Source organism: Enterobacter sp. R4-368, from assembly GCF_000410515.1.
Classification (GTDB): Bacteria; Pseudomonadota; Gammaproteobacteria; order Enterobacterales; family Enterobacteriaceae; genus Kosakonia.
This window is the reverse complement of the sequence record NC_021500.1, coordinates 1784109-1800505: the sequence shown is the minus strand read 5'-3', so window position 1 is coordinate 1800505 and position 16397 is coordinate 1784109. Positions and strand designations below refer to the sequence as shown.

General features: G+C 50.7%; 19 protein-coding genes. 13 read left to right on the top strand and 6 right to left on the bottom strand.

Features of this window, described 5'->3' with window-relative positions:
• Nucleotides 1–18: 18 nt before the first annotated feature.
• From flgK to cheW, 10 genes are all read left to right on the top strand, one after another.
• Nucleotides 19–1659, top strand: coding sequence for a flagellar hook-associated protein FlgK (flgK, locus tag H650_RS08420; RefSeq protein ID WP_020454860.1), 1641 nt, complete (start codon nt 19–21; stop codon nt 1657–1659).
• 47 nt (nt 1660–1706) lie between these two features.
• The gene (gene flgL, locus H650_RS08415) at nt 1707–2630 is read left to right on the top strand and encodes a flagellar hook-associated protein FlgL (RefSeq protein ID WP_020454859.1); all 924 of its coding nucleotides are present in this window, start codon (nt 1707–1709) and stop codon (nt 2628–2630) included.
• Between the two features lie 104 nt (nt 2631–2734).
• Complete coding sequence (locus H650_RS08410) at nt 2735–4396, top strand: methyl-accepting chemotaxis protein (protein ID WP_020454858.1); 1662 nt, start codon at nt 2735–2737, stop codon at nt 4394–4396.
• 129 nt (nt 4397–4525) lie between these two features.
• Entirely contained in the window at nt 4526–5254 is a 729-nt protein-coding gene (locus H650_RS08405; RefSeq protein WP_020454857.1) for an RNA polymerase sigma factor FliA, read from the top strand.
• A 185-nt stretch (nt 5255–5439) separates the two neighbouring features.
• Nucleotides 5440–5787 (top strand): flagellar transcriptional regulator FlhD, encoded by a 348-nt coding sequence (gene flhD, locus H650_RS08400; RefSeq protein WP_020454856.1) that lies wholly within the window; start codon nt 5440–5442, stop codon nt 5785–5787.
• A 13-nt stretch (nt 5788–5800) separates the two neighbouring features.
• A complete protein-coding gene (flhC, locus tag H650_RS08395; protein ID WP_020454855.1) occupies nt 5801–6352 on the top strand; it encodes a flagellar transcriptional regulator FlhC in 552 nt (183 codons plus the stop codon).
• 73 nt (nt 6353–6425) lie between these two features.
• Complete coding sequence (motA, locus tag H650_RS08390; protein ID WP_020454854.1) at nt 6426–7316, top strand: flagellar motor stator protein MotA; 891 nt, start codon at nt 6426–6428, stop codon at nt 7314–7316.
• Nucleotides 7313–8272 (top strand): flagellar motor protein MotB, encoded by a 960-nt coding sequence (gene motB / locus H650_RS08385; protein WP_020454853.1) that lies wholly within the window; start codon nt 7313–7315, stop codon nt 8270–8272. Before motA ends, motB begins: the two co-directional genes overlap by 4 nt.
• A complete protein-coding gene (gene cheA, locus H650_RS08380) occupies nt 8273–10273 on the top strand; it encodes a chemotaxis protein CheA (protein ID WP_020454852.1) in 2001 nt (666 codons plus the stop codon). It abuts the gene before it with no gap.
• Nucleotides 10274–10310: 37 nt separating this feature from the next.
• Nucleotides 10311–10820, top strand: a complete 510-nt coding sequence (gene cheW, locus H650_RS08375) for a chemotaxis protein CheW (protein ID WP_020454851.1) — start codon at nt 10311–10313, stop codon at nt 10818–10820.
• 127 nt (nt 10821–10947) lie between these two features.
• Here cheW and H650_RS25695 read toward each other — a convergent pair whose 3' ends face one another.
• The 3 genes from H650_RS25695 to H650_RS08365 all read right to left on the bottom strand — a co-directional run bounded on the left by H650_RS25695 (nt 10948) and on the right by H650_RS08365 (nt 13102).
• Entirely contained in the window at nt 10948–11229 is a 282-nt protein-coding gene (locus H650_RS25695; protein WP_189660098.1) for a hypothetical protein, read from the bottom strand.
• Nucleotides 11230–11253: 24 nt separating this feature from the next.
• Nucleotides 11254–11637 (bottom strand): Thoeris anti-defense Tad2 family protein, encoded by a 384-nt coding sequence (locus H650_RS08370; RefSeq protein WP_020454850.1) that lies wholly within the window; start codon nt 11635–11637, stop codon nt 11254–11256.
• A 211-nt stretch (nt 11638–11848) separates the two neighbouring features.
• Nucleotides 11849–13102, bottom strand: a complete 1254-nt coding sequence (locus H650_RS08365) for a FliC/FljB family flagellin (RefSeq protein WP_020454849.1) — start codon at nt 13100–13102, stop codon at nt 11849–11851.
• A 537-nt stretch (nt 13103–13639) separates the two neighbouring features.
• On the opposite strand from H650_RS08365, the gene fliD reads away from it, so the two are divergent.
• From fliD to fliT, 3 genes are read left to right on the top strand one after another with little or no spacing between them, the layout of a single operon-like run.
• Complete coding sequence (gene fliD, locus H650_RS08360) at nt 13640–15118, top strand: flagellar filament capping protein FliD (RefSeq protein WP_020454848.1); 1479 nt, start codon at nt 13640–13642, stop codon at nt 15116–15118.
• A 46-nt stretch (nt 15119–15164) separates the two neighbouring features.
• Nucleotides 15165–15572, top strand: a complete 408-nt coding sequence (gene fliS, locus H650_RS08355) for a flagellar export chaperone FliS (protein WP_020454847.1) — start codon at nt 15165–15167, stop codon at nt 15570–15572.
• Entirely contained in the window at nt 15565–15903 is a 339-nt protein-coding gene (gene fliT / locus H650_RS08350; protein WP_020454846.1) for a flagellar protein FliT, read from the top strand. The genes fliS and fliT overlap by 8 nt, the downstream gene beginning before the upstream one ends.
• 58 nt (nt 15904–15961) lie before the next feature.
• Here the strand turns inward: fliT and H650_RS24455 are convergent, their stop codons facing one another.
• From H650_RS24455 to H650_RS25685, 3 genes are read right to left on the bottom strand one after another with little or no spacing between them, the layout of a single operon-like run.
• Entirely contained in the window at nt 15962–16090 is a 129-nt protein-coding gene (locus tag H650_RS24455) for a flagellar protein FlhE (RefSeq protein WP_020454845.1), read from the bottom strand.
• 19 nt (nt 16091–16109) lie between these two features.
• Nucleotides 16110–16238 (bottom strand): hypothetical protein, encoded by a 129-nt coding sequence (locus H650_RS25690; RefSeq protein WP_020454844.1) that lies wholly within the window; start codon nt 16236–16238, stop codon nt 16110–16112.
• An 18-nt stretch (nt 16239–16256) separates the two neighbouring features.
• Nucleotides 16257–16385 (bottom strand): flagellar protein FlhE, encoded by a 129-nt coding sequence (locus H650_RS25685; RefSeq protein ID WP_238328384.1) that lies wholly within the window; start codon nt 16383–16385, stop codon nt 16257–16259.
• Between the last annotated feature and the right edge of the window lie 12 nt (nt 16386–16397).

The window sequence follows — 16397 nt, the reverse complement described above, 5'->3', positions numbered from 1 at the left end:
GGTTAGGATCGATAACATATGAATTTAATCAACCTGGCCCAGAATGGGCTTAACGCTGCGCAGAATGCATTGAATGTGGTGGGGAATAACCTGTCAAATGCGACGACTGCCGGATACAGCCGCCAGAATATTGTCCTGGGCGAAGCGGGTGGCAAATCCACCAATTATGGTTTCTTCGGCTATGGCGTAAAAGTAGGCGACGTTCAGCGCGCTTATAATGGTTTTATGACCAACCAGGTGCGCGGTGCGGCAACGGAATTTTATTCCCTTAATAGCCGTTACGAGCAGGTTAGCCAAATTGATAACATGCTTGGCGATAGCACCAACAATATTTCCGTGACCACGGACAATTTATTCAAAGCCATGGAATCGGTCAGTAAAGATCCCGTTGACCCGGCGGCTCGCCAGGGGGTTATGGCTGAATTAAATGCTCTTGCTAACCAATATCGCAGCAGCAGCAAAACATTAAATGGTCTGGAGCAGAGCACCAACACGCAAATTAAACAGACCGTTGATGATATTAACTCCTATACCAAACAGCTGGCGTCGCTGAATAAGCAAATTGAAAAGATCCACGGTCAGACCGGCGGTATGCCTGCGGATTTACTCGATCAGCGTGACCAATTATTAGGTCAGTTGAGCGAGAAGCTCGGTATTAAGGTGACAGAAAATACCGATACCGGCGCGGTGAGTGTTTCCATGCAAAACGGCATGGCGCTGGTCAGCGGCGGCAAATCCTATGAACTGCAGGCCAGCGCGTCTGAAAGCAACCCGGCAAAAACCGTGGTGGCGTACGTTGATGCTTCGGGCAACGCCCTGCCGCTCGACGAAGGCAAAACCACCGGTGCGCTGGGCGGGCTGTTCAAATTCCGCAATGAAGACCTGGTCTCCGCGCGCGATCAGCTGAACCAGCTGGCGCTGCAAATGGCCAACACGTTCAACGAAGTGAACGGCCAGGGTTACGACCTCGACGGTAATGCGGGCGCCGATATTTTCAACATCGGCAAGCCGCAAGCCATCGGCAATATCAACAACACCGGCACCGGTTCGCTGGATGTCAGTTTTGCCGATATCCCTGCGGTGAAATCGGAAAACTACGAACTGACCTTTAACGGGCCAGCCAGCACCGACTGGAGCATCACCACCGCCGACGGCCGCACCATCACGCCGACCATTGGCGGCAATGGCGAACTGGAATTTGAAGGGATCACGATTACCCCTGGCGGTACGCCGCAGCCGGGAGACAGCTTTACGCTGAACCCGACCGATGGCGTGGCGGATAACATCACCGTGGCGATCACCGATGGCGATCAGATTGCGGCGGCGAAATCTCCCGATCCGGCCGATCAGAGCGATAACGAAAACATGCTGGCGATGATTGGCATCAAGGATGAAAAAGTGGTGAACGGCATGACGCTGTCTGGCGCTTACGCAAGCCTTGTCAGCTCAGTCGGTTCTTCGGTCAGCGGGCTGAAAGCGGACATGAGCACCTCGGCGAATGTTTATGACCAGTGGGCGCTTCAGCAGCAGTCGGTATCCGGTGTCGACATCAATGAGGAGTACGTCAATTTGCAGATGTTTTCTCAGTATTACCAGGCGAACGCGCAAGTTTTACAGACGGCGACCACCCTGTTCGACACGTTGTTAAGTATTCGCTAAGTACGCCCGGTTAGCCGGGCCACTCAATGAAAAGTCAGGAATAAACGATGCGTCTTAGCACCAGTTACATGTTTCAAAACCGTATTGATAGCCTGTCGGATGCCATGAACGGTTATAACGATTTGTCCACGCGCCTCTCTGCCGGGCAAACGCTGCTGAAGCCTTCCGACGATCCGTCGGGCGCGTCGCAGGCGGTTATTCTGCAGAACGCGTTATCCAGAATGAGCCAGTACGACACGGCGCGCACCTACGCGCAGGATGCACTGGGCCAGGAAGATAGCACGCTGGACTCTATCTCTAATCTGCTGTCTAAAAATTTGACGCAGAAAATTGTCGCCGGCGGTAACGGTACGTACTCCGACGAAGATCGCACGGCGCTGGCGCAGGAGTTGCAGGGTATTCGCGACAACCTGCTGGATCTGGCGAACGCCAAAAACAGCGACGGTCGCTATATCTTCGCCGGTTACAAAACCGGGGCCGCGCCTTTCCAGAAAGACGGTAGCTATGTCGGCGGTGATACCGCGATGACGCAGGTGGTTTCCGACAGCACGGAAATGCAGGTGGGGCATACCGGCAGCGATGTCTTTATGAGCGGTACGCCAGACGATCTGTTCAAAGCGCTGGACGCGGCTATTACGCAACTGCAGCAGCCGATTACCAGCGATGCCGATCGCCAGGCTTTGCAAACCACGCTGGACAGCACCAACATCAGCGTTAAGAAAAACATTGATAACCTCGGTAAGGTTCGCGCCACCGTCGGTACCAATATGCAGCAACTTGAAGCCCTGGGTTTCAGCTCTGAAACGCAAAATATCAATGTGCAAAGCCGGTTGCAGGAAACATTAGGTTCGGATTGGGATTCGATGATTACGTTATTGTCGCAATCAAAAATGTCGGAATTCGCGCTCAATTCGTCCATGACCGTATTTCAGTCGATGCAGCAACTTTCCATATTTAAAGTTATGGGATAACGCATTACAGGCCCGTCATTATTGACGGGTTTTTATTCACCCCGCATGTGTGAATCACTATCTGCGAAAAGATATTTCACCCTGTTTTTTAGTTAGGTTTCATTATGTTTAAAGACTTAAAAATTTCCACCGGGATTAATATCCTGTTTGGGTTGTTAATTGCTTGTATTGTTGTGATATCTGCTTACGCGTTGACCAGTTCCCAATCGACAGCGGAAAACTTCGACGATGCCGTTATGACCAACACCAATATTGATATGTTAAACAGCGCAATCGTTGGTGTGTCTGGCGGGATGGCACATATTAATGCCGGTATGTTGGCCACCATGCTCAATGAACCACTTGAGCAAAGCGGTATTGACCGGGCAGTAAGCATGTTGAATAACGCCGAAAAGCAAATGGATAAATTTATGTCCACGCCTTTTCAAACGGAAGAAGAGCGCACTATTGCCGCGAATATTCAAAAACACTTTGAAACTGTGCTGGCAGCTGCACGTAAGAAGGTAGAATTTATTCGCAACCCAACAGGTTATTCCGGAAATATTATTTCTGAAGCCAGAATGCGTGTCGCGCTGCAGGACGCTTCCGAAGAATATTTAGCGTATGCCGAACAATTGGTTGGCGGTTTTAGCGAAACGTCGCACAACGACACCCAGCGTATGACCTTTGTCTCTTTCCTGGCTCTGGCATTAGCGATTATCATCGCAGTGGGTTCGCGTATCTGGTTGAAACGCACCATCTTTAACCGTCTGGAACAAGCGATTACCTCTTTCCAGTCTATTGCTGAAGGCAATCTGAGCAGCAAAATTGAAGCGGGTGCGCTTAACGAAATCGGCCAAATGCTGCTGGAAGTTGAGCACATGCGCCAGTCGCTGACCGACACGGTTTATGGTATCCGTCGCGGCGTGAAACAGATTTACTCTAACGCTCAGGAAATCGCCACCAGCAACAACGATCTCTCTTCGCGCACTGAGCAGCAGGCGTCCGCTCTGCAGGAAACGGCGGCCAGCATGGAAGAGCTGAAAATCACCGTGCGTCAGAACGCCGACAACGCCCACAGTGCGCAGCAACTGGCTGAAAGCGCCAGCGTCAGCGCGCAGAAAGGCGGTGAAGTGATGACCAATCTTGATAAGATCATGACGGAAATTACGGCAAACTCCCGTCAAATTGCTGACATCAACAGCGTAATTGATAGCATTGCTAACCAGACCAACATCCTGGCGCTTAACGCGGCGGTTGAAGCGGCGCGTGCCGGTGAGCAGGGGCGTGGTTTTGCGGTTGTCGCCGGTGAAGTGCGTAACCTGGCGAAACGCAGCGCCGACGCGGCGAAAGAGATCCGCCAGTTGATCAACACCTGTGTTGCCAATATGAACATCGGCTCCCAGGAAGTGGAACTGGCTGGTTCTTCCATGCAGGAAATTGTGAAATCCGTCATTCAGGTAACCGACATCATGGCGGAAATTACCTCAGCATCGGATGAACAAAGCACGGGAATTAACCAGATTGCGCAGGCGGTTAATGAAATGGACCTGGTTACCCAACAGAACGCCAGCATGGTAGAAAACGCCGCGCGAACTGCAACCAGCGTTGAAGAACATGCCAGCGAGCTGGAACAAATTGTCGCTCAGTTTACCGTTAATGAGAACCATGTTTCTGCCGTCGCTCGTGAACGAAATAACAGCGAAACATTGCGCCCTGTTATTACCACTGCCAAGCGAGATTATGTTCCTGCCAAGAAAATGGAAGGCGACTGGGAAACATTTTAATTAGCTGTGGGTTTCGTGGGGAAATAAAGTCACGATATGTTCCACTTTCCGATTGCTTATCATGCTATTTGAATTGGCGATAATCGATAATAATTTTAGTCAATTATTATCATCCCGGAAATTGTAATAGTGAATGGATTATATAGCCCTGACGGGTTAATTCAGAAAGACCAGTTATGGACCAAATATGGTTATTTGGTTCGCTACGAAGCGTTAAAGATGCAGTCTAAATTATCGTCAAGTGTTGATATTGACGATCTTATTCAGGCGGGTGCCATTGCGCTTCTGGATGCAATCGAACAGTTTGACCCCAAAAAAGGGGTCAAACTCACGGTTTACATTGCGCAGCGTTTACGTTGGGCCTTTATGGATGAATTACGTGAACACGATTGGGTACCTCGTCGCGTTCGTCGTAAAACCCGTGAAGTTTCTTCTGCCATTATGCGCGTTGAGCAACGTGCTGGTGGTGTGGCAAGCGAGTCGGACGTCGCTGCTGAATTAGGTATGAGCTTGCAGGAATATCAGCAAGTATTATCTGATACTAATACCAGCATGCTCTGTTCACTCGACGAGCTGCAGGAATTACTGGCAGATGGTGTTGAGCTGTCAGAAATGGAACAGGACCATCTTGACCCGCTAAATGATGTTCTGTTAGGCGATTTAACAAAGCAGATCAGTAAGGAGATCAGAGAACTTCCTGAGCGCGAGCAGATGCTACTCAATTTATATTATCAACAGGAGTTGAATATGAAAGAGGTTGGTTCACTGCTGGGTATTACCGAAACGCGCGTCAGCCAGTTGCATAGTCAAACCATCAAACGTTTACGTGCGCGTCTGGAAGGAAGAGGCTGGGAATAATCAGATATCAGGAAAATCCTACTCCGATTAATTATTGATTCGGTCGGCTTTCCTTACTGGGTTCATTATTTCCGTTTCACCTTGATTTCTTAAACTAAAGATCGGCATTAAAGTTGTTACATAGTGGTTACACAGCAAAAGGACGGTAATTGCAGTATCGATTACCTTATACAAGGGGAATGGTAATGAACGTAACAAGTTTTAATGAGCCGACACAATGTATCCGGGACTTGAACCTTTCTTATTTGTTATTGGCGCAGCGCTTAATTCATGAGGACCGCTTTACCGCAAAGTTCCGCCTTGGATTAAGTGACGCCACGATCGATATTGTGAAAGGCTTAACGTTTCCACAACTTATTAAACTTTCGTCAACCGGTCAGCTTATTTGCCGGTTACGCATTGATAATGAAACAGTCATTGACTGTTTAACCAAAGATTCCCGTATTGATGCTTTGCAAAGTATCCATACCGGAATCATTTTATCCACTGATTTGCTTAATTCTCTTTCTGGGAAAGAGCCTTCGAGATCCTGACAGCGGAGTTTGTATGTGTGAAAAAAGCATCATGTCAGAAATCAGGGATGCGCAAATTGCCATGGAATTGATTTCTTTTGGCGCCAGGATGCAGGTTCTCGAAAGCGAAACCAATCTTAGCCGCAGAAGATTATTAAAACTGTATAAAGAACTCAAAGGCTGTTCGCCGCCGAAAGGCATGCTCCCGTTTTCCACCGACTGGTATATGGCGTGGGAGCAAAATATTCATTCGTCAATGTTTTATAACATTTACTGTTATTTGCAAAAGACGGAATCGGGGCGTCCCGTTGAAATAATGCTGAAAGGCTATCGACTGTATCTGGAAAACAGTCTCAACGGTACAGAGAAAAAGCCTGTTTTGGGTTTAACGCGCGCCTGGACGCTGCTGCGGTTTATTGACTGCGGCATGGTTAAACACACTGAGTGCAGCATTTGTGGCGGGCGTTTTATTACCACGCCGGAAAATAACAGCGCGACATTTACCTGCTGTTTGTGTTTTCCACCCTCGCGGGCCATTAAAAAAGCCGCCCCCGAACTGACGTGTTCGCATAGTCAATCGGAATAAAAGCTGCGACATCTTCATCGCGCAGCCCGTTATTAGTGTTGCGCAATGATTATCGAGTTATTAAGGAGTTGAAGTGTTAGTCATTATTGGCTATATCGTCGTGTTCGCGACCGTATTTGGCGGCTTTGCCCTCAGCGGCGGCAATCTCGCGTCCCTGTTTCAGCCGACCGAATTTTTAATTATCGGCGGCGCGGGCGTGGGGGCTTTTATTGTCGGAAATAACGGTAAAGCGATCCGGGCCACCTTAAAAGCATTTCCTGGCCTGTTTAAAAGCTCCCATTTCACCAAAGCGCTGTATATGGATCTGCTGGCGATGATGTATCTGTTGCTGGCGAAAGGTCGCCAGAATGGCCTCGTATCGCTGGAAAACGATATTGAAGATCCGCAAAACAGCCCGATTTTCTCTGCCTATCCACGGCTGATGGCCGACAGTGAAATCATGAACTTCATCACCGATTACCTGCGCCTGATGGTAAGCGGGAATACCAACGCCTTTGAAATGGAAGCGTTGATGGATGAAGAGATTGAGACCTGCGAGCACGAGCACGAAGTGCCCGCGAGCAGCCTTAACGCCATCGGCGACGGGTTGCCTGCATTTGGTATCGTGGCGGCGGTAATGGGGGTGGTTAACGCCCTGGCGGCCGCCGATCGTCCGGCAGCGGAACTGGGCGCGCTGATTGCCCACGCCATGGTGGGTACTTTCCTCGGTATTTTGCTGGCATACGGCATGGTGCTGCCGCTGGCGACGCTGCTGCGTCAGCATAGTGCGGAACACCTGAAAATGCTTGAGTGCATTAAAACGATGCTGCTTTCCAGCATGAACGGTTATGCGCCGCAGATCGCCGTTGAATTTGGTCGCAAAACCCTCTTTTCCACGGAACGTCCCAGCTTCGCGGAACTGGAAGATCACGTTCGCGAAGTGCGCACCTCAAGCTCTTCATCCTCTTCGGGTGAGTCGGCATGAGTAAGAAGTCTGCCACTACCATTGTTGTCCGCAGATCCATCAATAAAAAGCATGGTTCTCACGGCGGTTCCTGGAAAATCGCCTATGCGGACTTTATGACCGCAATGATGGCGTTTTTCCTGGTGATGTGGCTGCTCTCTTCTTCCAGCCCGGAGCAGCGCCAGCAGATCGCGGAATATTTCAAAATGCCGATTAAAACCACGCTGGCGCAGGGTGATAAAGCGAGCCTCAGCGACAGCGTTATTCCCGGCGGCGGCGATGACCCTATCAAACAGGATGGCGAAGTCCTTAAACAGACGTTGCAAAAACTGGACGCGAAGAAGAGTGAAGTCAATCTGAAGCGGGCGAGGGAGAAGCTGGAAAGCCTGATCCAAATCGATCCGCGGTTGAACAACTTCACCTCCAACCTGCGGCTTTCACTGACCGATGACGGATTGCTGATCCAAATCACCGATAGCGCGGATCGCCCGATGTTCCAGATAGGCCGGCCGACACCGGAAAGCTACATGGTGAATATTCTGCAGGCGCTGGTGCCGGTGTTAAACGACATGACGAACCGCATCATTGTGACCGGCCACACGGATTCGCTGCCTTACGCCAACGGTGAGCAGGGCTACAGCAACTGGGAGCTCTCTTCCGATCGTGCAAACGCGGCGCGGCGCATCCTGGCGGGTGCAGGGCTTGCCAGCAATAAATTTATCCGCGTTGTCGGTACGGCGGACACCATGATGCAGGCCGGTTCCGACGCGGCCGATCCGATCAACCGCCGTATCAGTATCCTGGTGCTGAGCCAGCAGAAAGAGAAACAGATCATGCAAGAAGATGTGCTTTTGCGCGACACGCTGGTTTCATCCCCGGCGCGCCAGAGTACATCGGCCACCGATGCGCCGGTGCAGAGCAGCGGCGCAGTGGCAGTTGAACCTACGGTAAAAAGCGGTCCTGAGGAGATTAAGTAAGTGGACATAAGCGATTTTTATCAGGCCTTTTTTGACGAGGCGGATGAGCTGATGGCGGATATGGAAAAGTATCTGCTGGAGCTGGATCTCGACTCGCCGGACAGAGAAGTTCTGAATGCGATTTTTCGCGCTGCGCACTCGATAAAAGGCGGTGCGGGCACCTTTGGTTTCACTGTGTTACAGCAAACCATGCACATCCTGGAAAACCTGCTGGATGATGTACGCAGCGGTACGTTGACGATTACCGGCCCTATTCGCGATCTGTTTTTGGAGAGCAAAGATATTATGCAGGATCAACTGGATGCCTATAAAGCTTCCGCCGAGCCCGATGAGGAGACATTCCACTATATCTGCGAAGCGCTGCGCCAGATAGCGCTCGACGGCACGGCTCCTGCTGCGGTTTCCACAGACGTAGCCACGCCTGTTGCCGCCGAAACCGTGGTCGCACAAGCGGCTGCGACACCTGATGAAGACGGCCAGCGGCTGCGTATCGTGCTGAGCAAAATCAAAGAAGACGATCGCCAGCCGCTAATCGATGAAATGGGCAATTTAGGCCGCGTAAGCCAGTTGCAGGCTGAAAATGAGAGCCTGCAACTGACGCTGCACACCACCGCATCCCCGGACGATATTCTGGCGGTGCTGTGTTTTGTGCTCGAACCGGAACAGATTTCCATTGAGCCCGCTCCGGCTGCAGACGAACCCGTTGCTACAACCAACGAACCTGCGCCACCCACGCCTGCGCCGGTTAACGCGGTGGCGGCACCGGCAGCACCAGCAGCGCGCGCGACACGCCCGGAAAATAATCGTCAGCGCCCGCAAGCGACAGAAGCCAGCAGCATCCGCGTGGCGGTCGAGAAGGTCGACCAGATAATCAATCAGGTGGGCGAACTTATCATCACCCAGGCGATGCTCTCGCAGCTTTCCGGCGTGCTTGATTCCACCAATCACGACACACTGATCAGCACCATTGCGCAGCTCGAACGCAACGCGCGCGACTTACAAGAATCGGTGATGTCGATTCGCATGATGCCAATGGAGTATGTCTTCAGCCGCTTCCCACGGTTGGTACATGACCTGGCCGGTAAGCTCAATAAAGAAGTGGAACTGACGCTGGTCGGCGGTTCTGCTGAGCTGGATAAGCGCCTGATCGAGCAGATTGTCGATCCGCTGACGCACCTGGTTCGTAATAGCCTCGACCACGGTATTGAACCGGTTGATGTGCGCCGCGCCAACGGTAAAGCCGACAAAGGCAATCTGATCCTTTCGGCGGAACACCACGGCGGCAATATCATCATTGAAGTGACCGATGATGGTGCCGGTCTGAACCGCGAGAAGATCCTCGCGCGCGCACAGGCGCAGGGCATGACCATCAGCGACAACATGAGCGATGAAGATGTCTGGATGCTGATTTTCGCGCCGGGCTTCTCCACGGCAGAAAAAGTGACCGATGTCTCTGGCCGCGGGGTTGGTATGGACGTGGTGCGCCGTAATATTCAGGAAATGGGCGGGCATGTGACTGTCCATTCTGAGCAGGGGCGCGGCTCGAAGATCCGCATCATTCTGCCGCTCACGCTGGCGATCCTCGACGGGATGTCGGTGCGTGTTGGCCCGGAGATCTACGTTCTGCCGCTCGGCAGCATGATGGAATCGTTGATGCTTTCGGAAAATACGCTGCACCGGATGACCGGCGGCGAACGCATGTTGCAGGTGCGCGAAGAGTATTTGCCATTGGTTGAGCTGGGTACGCTGTTTGGTATTCACGATGAAAACTACGACATCAGCGAAGGGATTGCCGTCATTGTGCAGAGCGCCGGTAGCCGCTACGCCTTACTGGTGGATCAGCTTGTTGGCCAGCACCAGGTGGTGGTGAAAAATCTTGAGCAGAACTACCGCAAAATTCCGGGTATCTCCGCGGCGACCATCCTCGGCGACGGCAGCGTTGCGCTCATTCTGGATGTCGCGGTTCTAACGACGCTGGCAAAAAGCGCCAGGGCGAACTGAGACAACGCCTGACATCAGTTTTTAAAAAGGTTAAGAAATGAATTTATCTAACACAGACAAACAGTTAACCGGTGATAACACGGGTAATGAGTTCCTGGTCTTCCGCCTGGGCAATGAAGAGTACGGCATTGAGATCCTCAAAGTTCAAGAGATCCGTGGTTACGACCGCGTTACGCGCATCGCTAACACGCCTGCGTTTATTGCCGGTGTGACCAACCTGCGCGGCGTCATCGTGCCGATTGTCGATCTGCGCGTGAAGTTTGAACTGGCTTCCGCCGAGTTTGACGACAATACGGTGGTGATTGTGCTGAGCCTCGACAGCGGCCGGGTGGTCGGGATTGTGGTTGACGGCGTTTCCGATGTGCTGGCGCTCAATGCCGAGCAGATCAAACCTGCGCCGGAATATACCGTCACGCTCTCCACGCAGTATCTGCTGGGTCTTGGCTCGCTTGATGAGCGCATGCTGATTCTGGTCGATATTGAAAAGCTGCTGAACAGCGAAGAGATGGAGCTGATTGAGCGCGCGACCGAGACCTCATTTAGCTAATTTTGTTTTACTTTTTATACGCGCTGTACCTTACGGGCCTTTCCTGACGGAAAGGCTTTTTTTTTTGCTTTTTCGCAACGTGATCACCAGGTGATATAAACCCGAATCGTTCTACCCAACTGGCTTTTCAGATACTGGTGCATGTTGTAGGCATCATTGCTGGTTTTAACGTCGTCAAAGTAAAAAGTACCAGATGTTCATTCGTTGCGGCAAAAGCCTCAACCCTAAAGCCATGAGAAAGATAATAAGCAGTATCACCAGGCAGGACATGTATTCCTGCAATATTGTCAGCCGTTAATGGCTCATCGTTTTCAAGAGTGTTGGTGGTAAAGAATATGGCGAAGTGGCATTTAGCGGGGGTGAGTTCAGGTAGATACCCCGTCCTGAAATTCACCACATTAGCAATCAACTCAGGTGCCTGAATAATCGTTACCTAACTTTTAGCTGCATATGTTTCTCCCTCTCCTCCAGTGAGAACGATAACCTCCAAATCAACTATCACTTTCCCGTTGTCGCCATGCTCATCAACCCCGCTCCAGTCCGTCGCTTCCCTGTCTTCCTGTGTCGCAACCCAGGGAACAAAATCCTGCTGCGCATTGCATAACTCGATATTGGGTAAGTAGCTAAATGCCGTACCCGCGGCGATACCTGCCGCCGCACGCCAGTCATTTTCAACCACCACCTGTTCTGTTAAGCCTGGATTTCTGACGAGGTACATTCCTGCATCATGCCATACGCCTCTGTTGACCCGGTTACATGCCTGAAGCTGTAATATCGCCCGTGCGAATGAACCTTCTGGTGCGGTTAAATCTGCCATCGCTGCTCTCCTTTAAACGGAATAGAAAAAAGAGAGCCAGCGCGGAAATAAAAGGTAGATAAAGGTTCTGATAACGCACTTTAGTCAACGCGGTGCAGGGCGGTTATTACTGATAGAAAGTGAGGGGTAAATTGCAGGCAATAAAAAACCCGCCCGGGCGAATGGGCGGGTGGGTAAAAAGCAGGCCGGAGCCTGCCGGAAACACCAGAAATTAACGCAGCAGAGACAGTACGTTCTGCGGAACCTGGTTAGCCTGAGCAAGTACAGAGGTACCAGCAGACTGCAGGATGTTCGCGCGGCTCATTTCGGAAACTTCAGAAGCGAAGTCAGCATCCAGAATACGAGAGCGAGACTGAGACAGGTTGTTAACAGTGTTGTTCAGGTTGCTGATAACAGAAGCGAAACGGTTCTGTACCGCACCCAGACCAGAACGCAGTTCGTCAACCTGAGCCAGCGCTTCGTCGATTTTGGTCAGCGGATCGGTAGTTGATGGTTTAGTAGAAACAGCTTTACCGGTATCGGTTACGTCCCAAGTGGTGGTATCGATTTCTGCTTTGGTCAGTTCACCGTTAGCATCTTCGATGTAGTAGTTACCTTTACCATCGTCCATCAGCGTACCAGTGATGCTACCCATGTTAACGGCCTGGTCTTTCATGATGTTTTCACCATTCAGGCTACCGACTTCGTTTACACCCGTTGCTGCTGTAGATGAGTTAAAGGTAATAGCACCAGTAGTGGCATCAGTTGCGGTCACTTCGAACAGGTCAGAACCGACTTTTGCATAGGTTTTACCGTCATCACCTTCAACGATATCGTCAACAGTAGTTGCTTTAGTACCCGTGGAGGCGTCGGTAAATTTGGTTTTGTCGTAGTCAAGACCACTATCAACTTTAACGGTACCTGCTGCGGCAGTCAGATCAGCTTTGTTAACACCGTTGCTGATAGAGAAGCCGTCCATACCCAGGGTGCTTGCATCCATTTTGCTCAGTTCGATATCGATAGTCTGGCCATCGTTAGAACCAACCTGGATAGACAGGCTCTGATCTTTGCTCAGTACTTTCACGCCGTTGAACTCAGTCTGTTCAGAGATACGGTTGATTTCAGACAGACGCGCGTCGATTTCGTCCTGGATGGACTGACGGTCAGAATCAGAGTTGGTGCCGTTCTGCGCCTGTACAGACAGACGACGGATATTCTGCAGGTTGTCGTTGATTTCGTTCAACGCGCCTTCAGTGGTTTGCGCCAGAGAGATACCATCGTTGGCGTTACGGGAAGACTGGCTCAGGCCGTTGATGTTCGCAGTGAAGCGGTTAGAGATTGCCTGACCTGCGGCATCGTCTTTTGCGCTGTTAATACGCAGACCAGAAGACAGACGTTCAATTGCAGTACCCAGAGAGCCCTGAGATTTATTCAGGTTGTTTTGGGCGACGAGGCTGAGTGCGTTGGTGTTAATAACCTGGGACATGGGGTTTCCTTATACACAATTTACTATACAGAGTATGGTTATGCGTCATTTCGTTCGCATACTTAATAAATCGGCCTTATAAAAAATGACTAAAATCTTTTGCGCGAAAAACTTTTTTATTCGCTGGCCGTTTTTTGTTTTTTAATGGGGTTTTGGTGCTATATCGTTGATATTTTATGCGCCTTTGCCGTTTATGTTTTAAATTGCCCGCAAAACCGCGCGTATTTTGCCTAATTACTTTTTTGGATTTTTTCTTTGAATTTTAATAGGGCGTCTCTGCTATATAAGGAAGGCGTTTTTATTGCACGCAAAGCGATAAATTGCCGTCAATTTTGTCGCTAATTATCAGGAATGGTTTTTCGCTTCTTTATGTGCGGTGTTTGCCCTTTTGTAAACGGCCTGAATTGTTGAGAATAGCTGATGAAAAGTGGAGCTTCCTTTATAGGGGAATGAAAGTAAAAAATTCATCTTTTATTTTCCCGCGCCGATAGCTTAATAGAGAATTACCGCAAATATACATTTCCGACAGGAGAAGAAATGGCTATATCATCATTAGGGGTTGGTACTGGCGGGATTGATACGGCGTCGATGCTGGATCAGCTGAAAGCGGGCGAACAAACGCGCCTGACGCCGTATACCAACCTGAAAAAAAAGTACGACTCGCAAATCTCGGCCTGGGGCCAGATTTCAAGCCTGCTGTCGAACCTGCAAAAAAGCGTCACCACCATGGGCGGCGATGCGTTTAGCAAAATGACCGTCAGCGCTAACGAAGCCTTTTCCGCTGTCGCGGGCACCGGCGCGCAAGCCGACAGCCACTCGGTAACGATCTCGCAGTTAGCCACCGCGCATAAACTGAAAACCCAGCCGCAAACCGATGCCGATACCGCACTCGGTGCGAAAACCTCTGGCGGTACGCGCACCATCACTATTACCCAGAACAACGGGAAAACGATGGACGTTGAGCTGGCTGATGATGAAACCTCGCTGAACCAGATTGCGAAAGCAATCAATAAAGAGAAAGGCGATGTGAGCGCATCCGTTCAGCGCACCGATGACGGTTATCAGCTGGTACTGAGCTCGAAAACAACCGGCTCCGACGGGCAGATGAGCGTCAAAGTAACCGGCGATGCTTCGCTTGCCGGTGTGCTGGATACGTCGAATGGCGGCCAGCATATTGACGATCAGGGCCAGGTGGTTAACGACCCGGGCCAGACCGATAACATGGTCTCCGTTTCCGATGCGAAAGACGCGAAATTGCGCGTCGATGGCTCTGACTATACGCGTTCAACCAACAACATCACGGACATCATCGATGGCGTGACGCTGAACCTGAAAAAAGTCTCGGAAAACGGTGAATCTGAGCAGCTTACGCTGACCAGCGATACCTCGGCGATTAAAACCAGCCTGCAAGATTTTGTGAAGCAATACAACGCCTTGCTGGATAAGACTTCTGCCGCGAGTAAATATGTCGCCGCGGATACCTCCGGCCTTGGCGATGAAGACGTTGCCACGCAGAGTTCCAAGAGCGGTGCGCTGATGGGCGATTCCACCCTGCGCGGTCTGGTGAGTGAAGTTCGCTCTGCGGTGAACGGTGTTTACGGCGATGCGGATGCCACTTATGCATCACTGGCGGATCTCGGTATCTCGATTGATGCCCAGACCGGTCAGATGACGCTGAATGAAGATACGCTGGATGAAGCGATTGCCGACAACCCGGAGCAGATTGCGAACATGTTCTCCGGTCGCGGCGCGAACGAAGGGCTGGCGACGTCGCTGGGTTCGATTCTGAAAGAGTACCTCGGCGATAGCAAAACCAAGACCGACGGTATAATTGATACCGCGACCGAGAGTCTGGAAACCCAGTCCAAAATCGCCCAGACCCAGATCGACAAAACGCAGAAGCTGATTGACGCCCAGGTTGAGCGTTATCGCGTCGAGTTCCAGAATCTGGATACCGTGATGTCGAACATGAACAACATGAGCAGCCAGTTGTCCTCGCTGCTTGCAACTCTTTAATTTTTTGTTATCAGCAGGCCTGACGGCCTGCTTTCAGGAGCCGCATATGTATGCATCTCAGGGCACTAATGCCTATGCGCAGGTATCACTGCAAAGCAAATTAGCGGGCGCGACACCGCATCAGTTAATTTCCATGCTGTTTGATGGCGCCCACAGCGCTATTTTGCAAGCCTCTATCTATTTTGAAAAAGGCAACGTTGCCCAGCGCGGAAAAATGATTTCTAAAGCGATTAATATTATCGACAACGGACTGCGTGCCGCGCTCGATCATGAAAAAGGTCAGCATATTGCCGCCGATCTCGAACAGATGTACGAATATATGTCGCGCACATTATTAGAAGCGAATTTGCGTAACGAACCTGAGCCGTTAAAACATGTCGACAGCCTGTTAATGAAACTGGCCGCCACATGGAAAGAGATTGAGCCGGTACAGAAGCGAGTGCGTTATGGCTGAGAGTATTTTGCAGTATTACCATGAATTATTTGAAATGAACGTAGCGATGCTGGAGATGACGAAACAGGCTCGCTGGGATGACTTCGTTGAAGTCGCATCGGATTATGTTATTAAGAAGCAGGATATTTTAAATCATAGTACCGATGCGCTTTCAATGATGGTGAAAGACGAATTGAAGATACTGTTAAAAGAATTGCTGGCGAATGAAGCGGAAATAACGCGGAATTTACAGGCGCGTCTTAATACTCTCAAACAGAATTTATCCTCCATACATCGTGGCGCCCGTTGCAGTCAGCTTTATTCCCAACATCAAGCCCCTTCACTGCATTAATCATCCCCAAAAGGCTAGCGGCACAGCATTTGTCCGCATAGCCTTTCGTTTTTTCTGATTAGCGATAATTTACGGTTAACTGATTACGTACAACGTTGAGCGCCGGTCTTAGCTGGCCGAAGCTGTTGACGGAGTAGATAAAGCGGAACTCACCATTCGCCGTCAGCGGCACAGCATTTGTCCGCATAGCCTTTCGTTTTTTCTGATTAGCGGTAATTTACGGTTAACTGATTACGTACAACGTTGAGCGCCGGTCTTAGCTGGCCGGGGCTGTTGACGGAGTTGATAAAGCGGAACTCACCGTTCGTCGCCAGCGGCACAGCATTTGTCCGCATAGCCTTTCGTTTTTCTGATTAGCGATAATTTACGGTTAACTGATTACGTACAACGTTGAGTGCCGGTCTTGGCTGGCCGGGGCTGTTGACGGAGTAGATAAAGCGGAACTCACCATTCGTCTCCAGCGGCACAGCATTTGCCCGCATAGCCTTTCGTTT

Coding starts and splice junctions, on each gene's coding strand:
- flgK (WP_020454860.1), top strand. CDS start 19: ATGAATTTAATCAACCTGGCCCAGAATGGGCTTAACGCTGCGCAGAAT.
- flgL (WP_020454859.1), top strand. CDS start 1,707: ATGCGTCTTAGCACCAGTTACATGTTTCAAAACCGTATTGATAGCCTG.
- H650_RS08410 (WP_020454858.1), top strand. CDS start 2,735: ATGTTTAAAGACTTAAAAATTTCCACCGGGATTAATATCCTGTTTGGG.
- flhD (WP_020454856.1), top strand. CDS start 5,440: ATGAACGTAACAAGTTTTAATGAGCCGACACAATGTATCCGGGACTTG.
- flhC (WP_020454855.1), top strand. CDS start 5,801: ATGTGTGAAAAAAGCATCATGTCAGAAATCAGGGATGCGCAAATTGCC.
- motB (WP_020454853.1), top strand. CDS start 7,313: ATGAGTAAGAAGTCTGCCACTACCATTGTTGTCCGCAGATCCATCAAT.
- cheW (WP_020454851.1), top strand. CDS start 10,311: ATGAATTTATCTAACACAGACAAACAGTTAACCGGTGATAACACGGGT.
- H650_RS08370 (WP_020454850.1), bottom strand. CDS start 11,637: ATGGCAGATTTAACCGCACCAGAAGGTTCATTCGCACGGGCGATATTA.
- H650_RS08365 (WP_020454849.1), bottom strand. CDS start 13,102: ATGTCCCAGGTTATTAACACCAACGCACTCAGCCTCGTCGCCCAAAAC.
- fliD (WP_020454848.1), top strand. CDS start 13,640: ATGGCTATATCATCATTAGGGGTTGGTACTGGCGGGATTGATACGGCG.
- fliS (WP_020454847.1), top strand. CDS start 15,165: ATGTATGCATCTCAGGGCACTAATGCCTATGCGCAGGTATCACTGCAA.
- fliT (WP_020454846.1), top strand. CDS start 15,565: ATGGCTGAGAGTATTTTGCAGTATTACCATGAATTATTTGAAATGAAC.
- H650_RS24455 (WP_020454845.1), bottom strand. CDS start 16,090: ATGCGGACAAATGCTGTGCCGCTGACGGCGAATGGTGAGTTCCGCTTT.
- H650_RS25690 (WP_020454844.1), bottom strand. CDS start 16,238: ATGCGGACAAATGCTGTGCCGCTGGCGACGAACGGTGAGTTCCGCTTT.
- H650_RS25685 (WP_238328384.1), bottom strand. CDS start 16,385: ATGCGGGCAAATGCTGTGCCGCTGGAGACGAATGGTGAGTTCCGCTTT.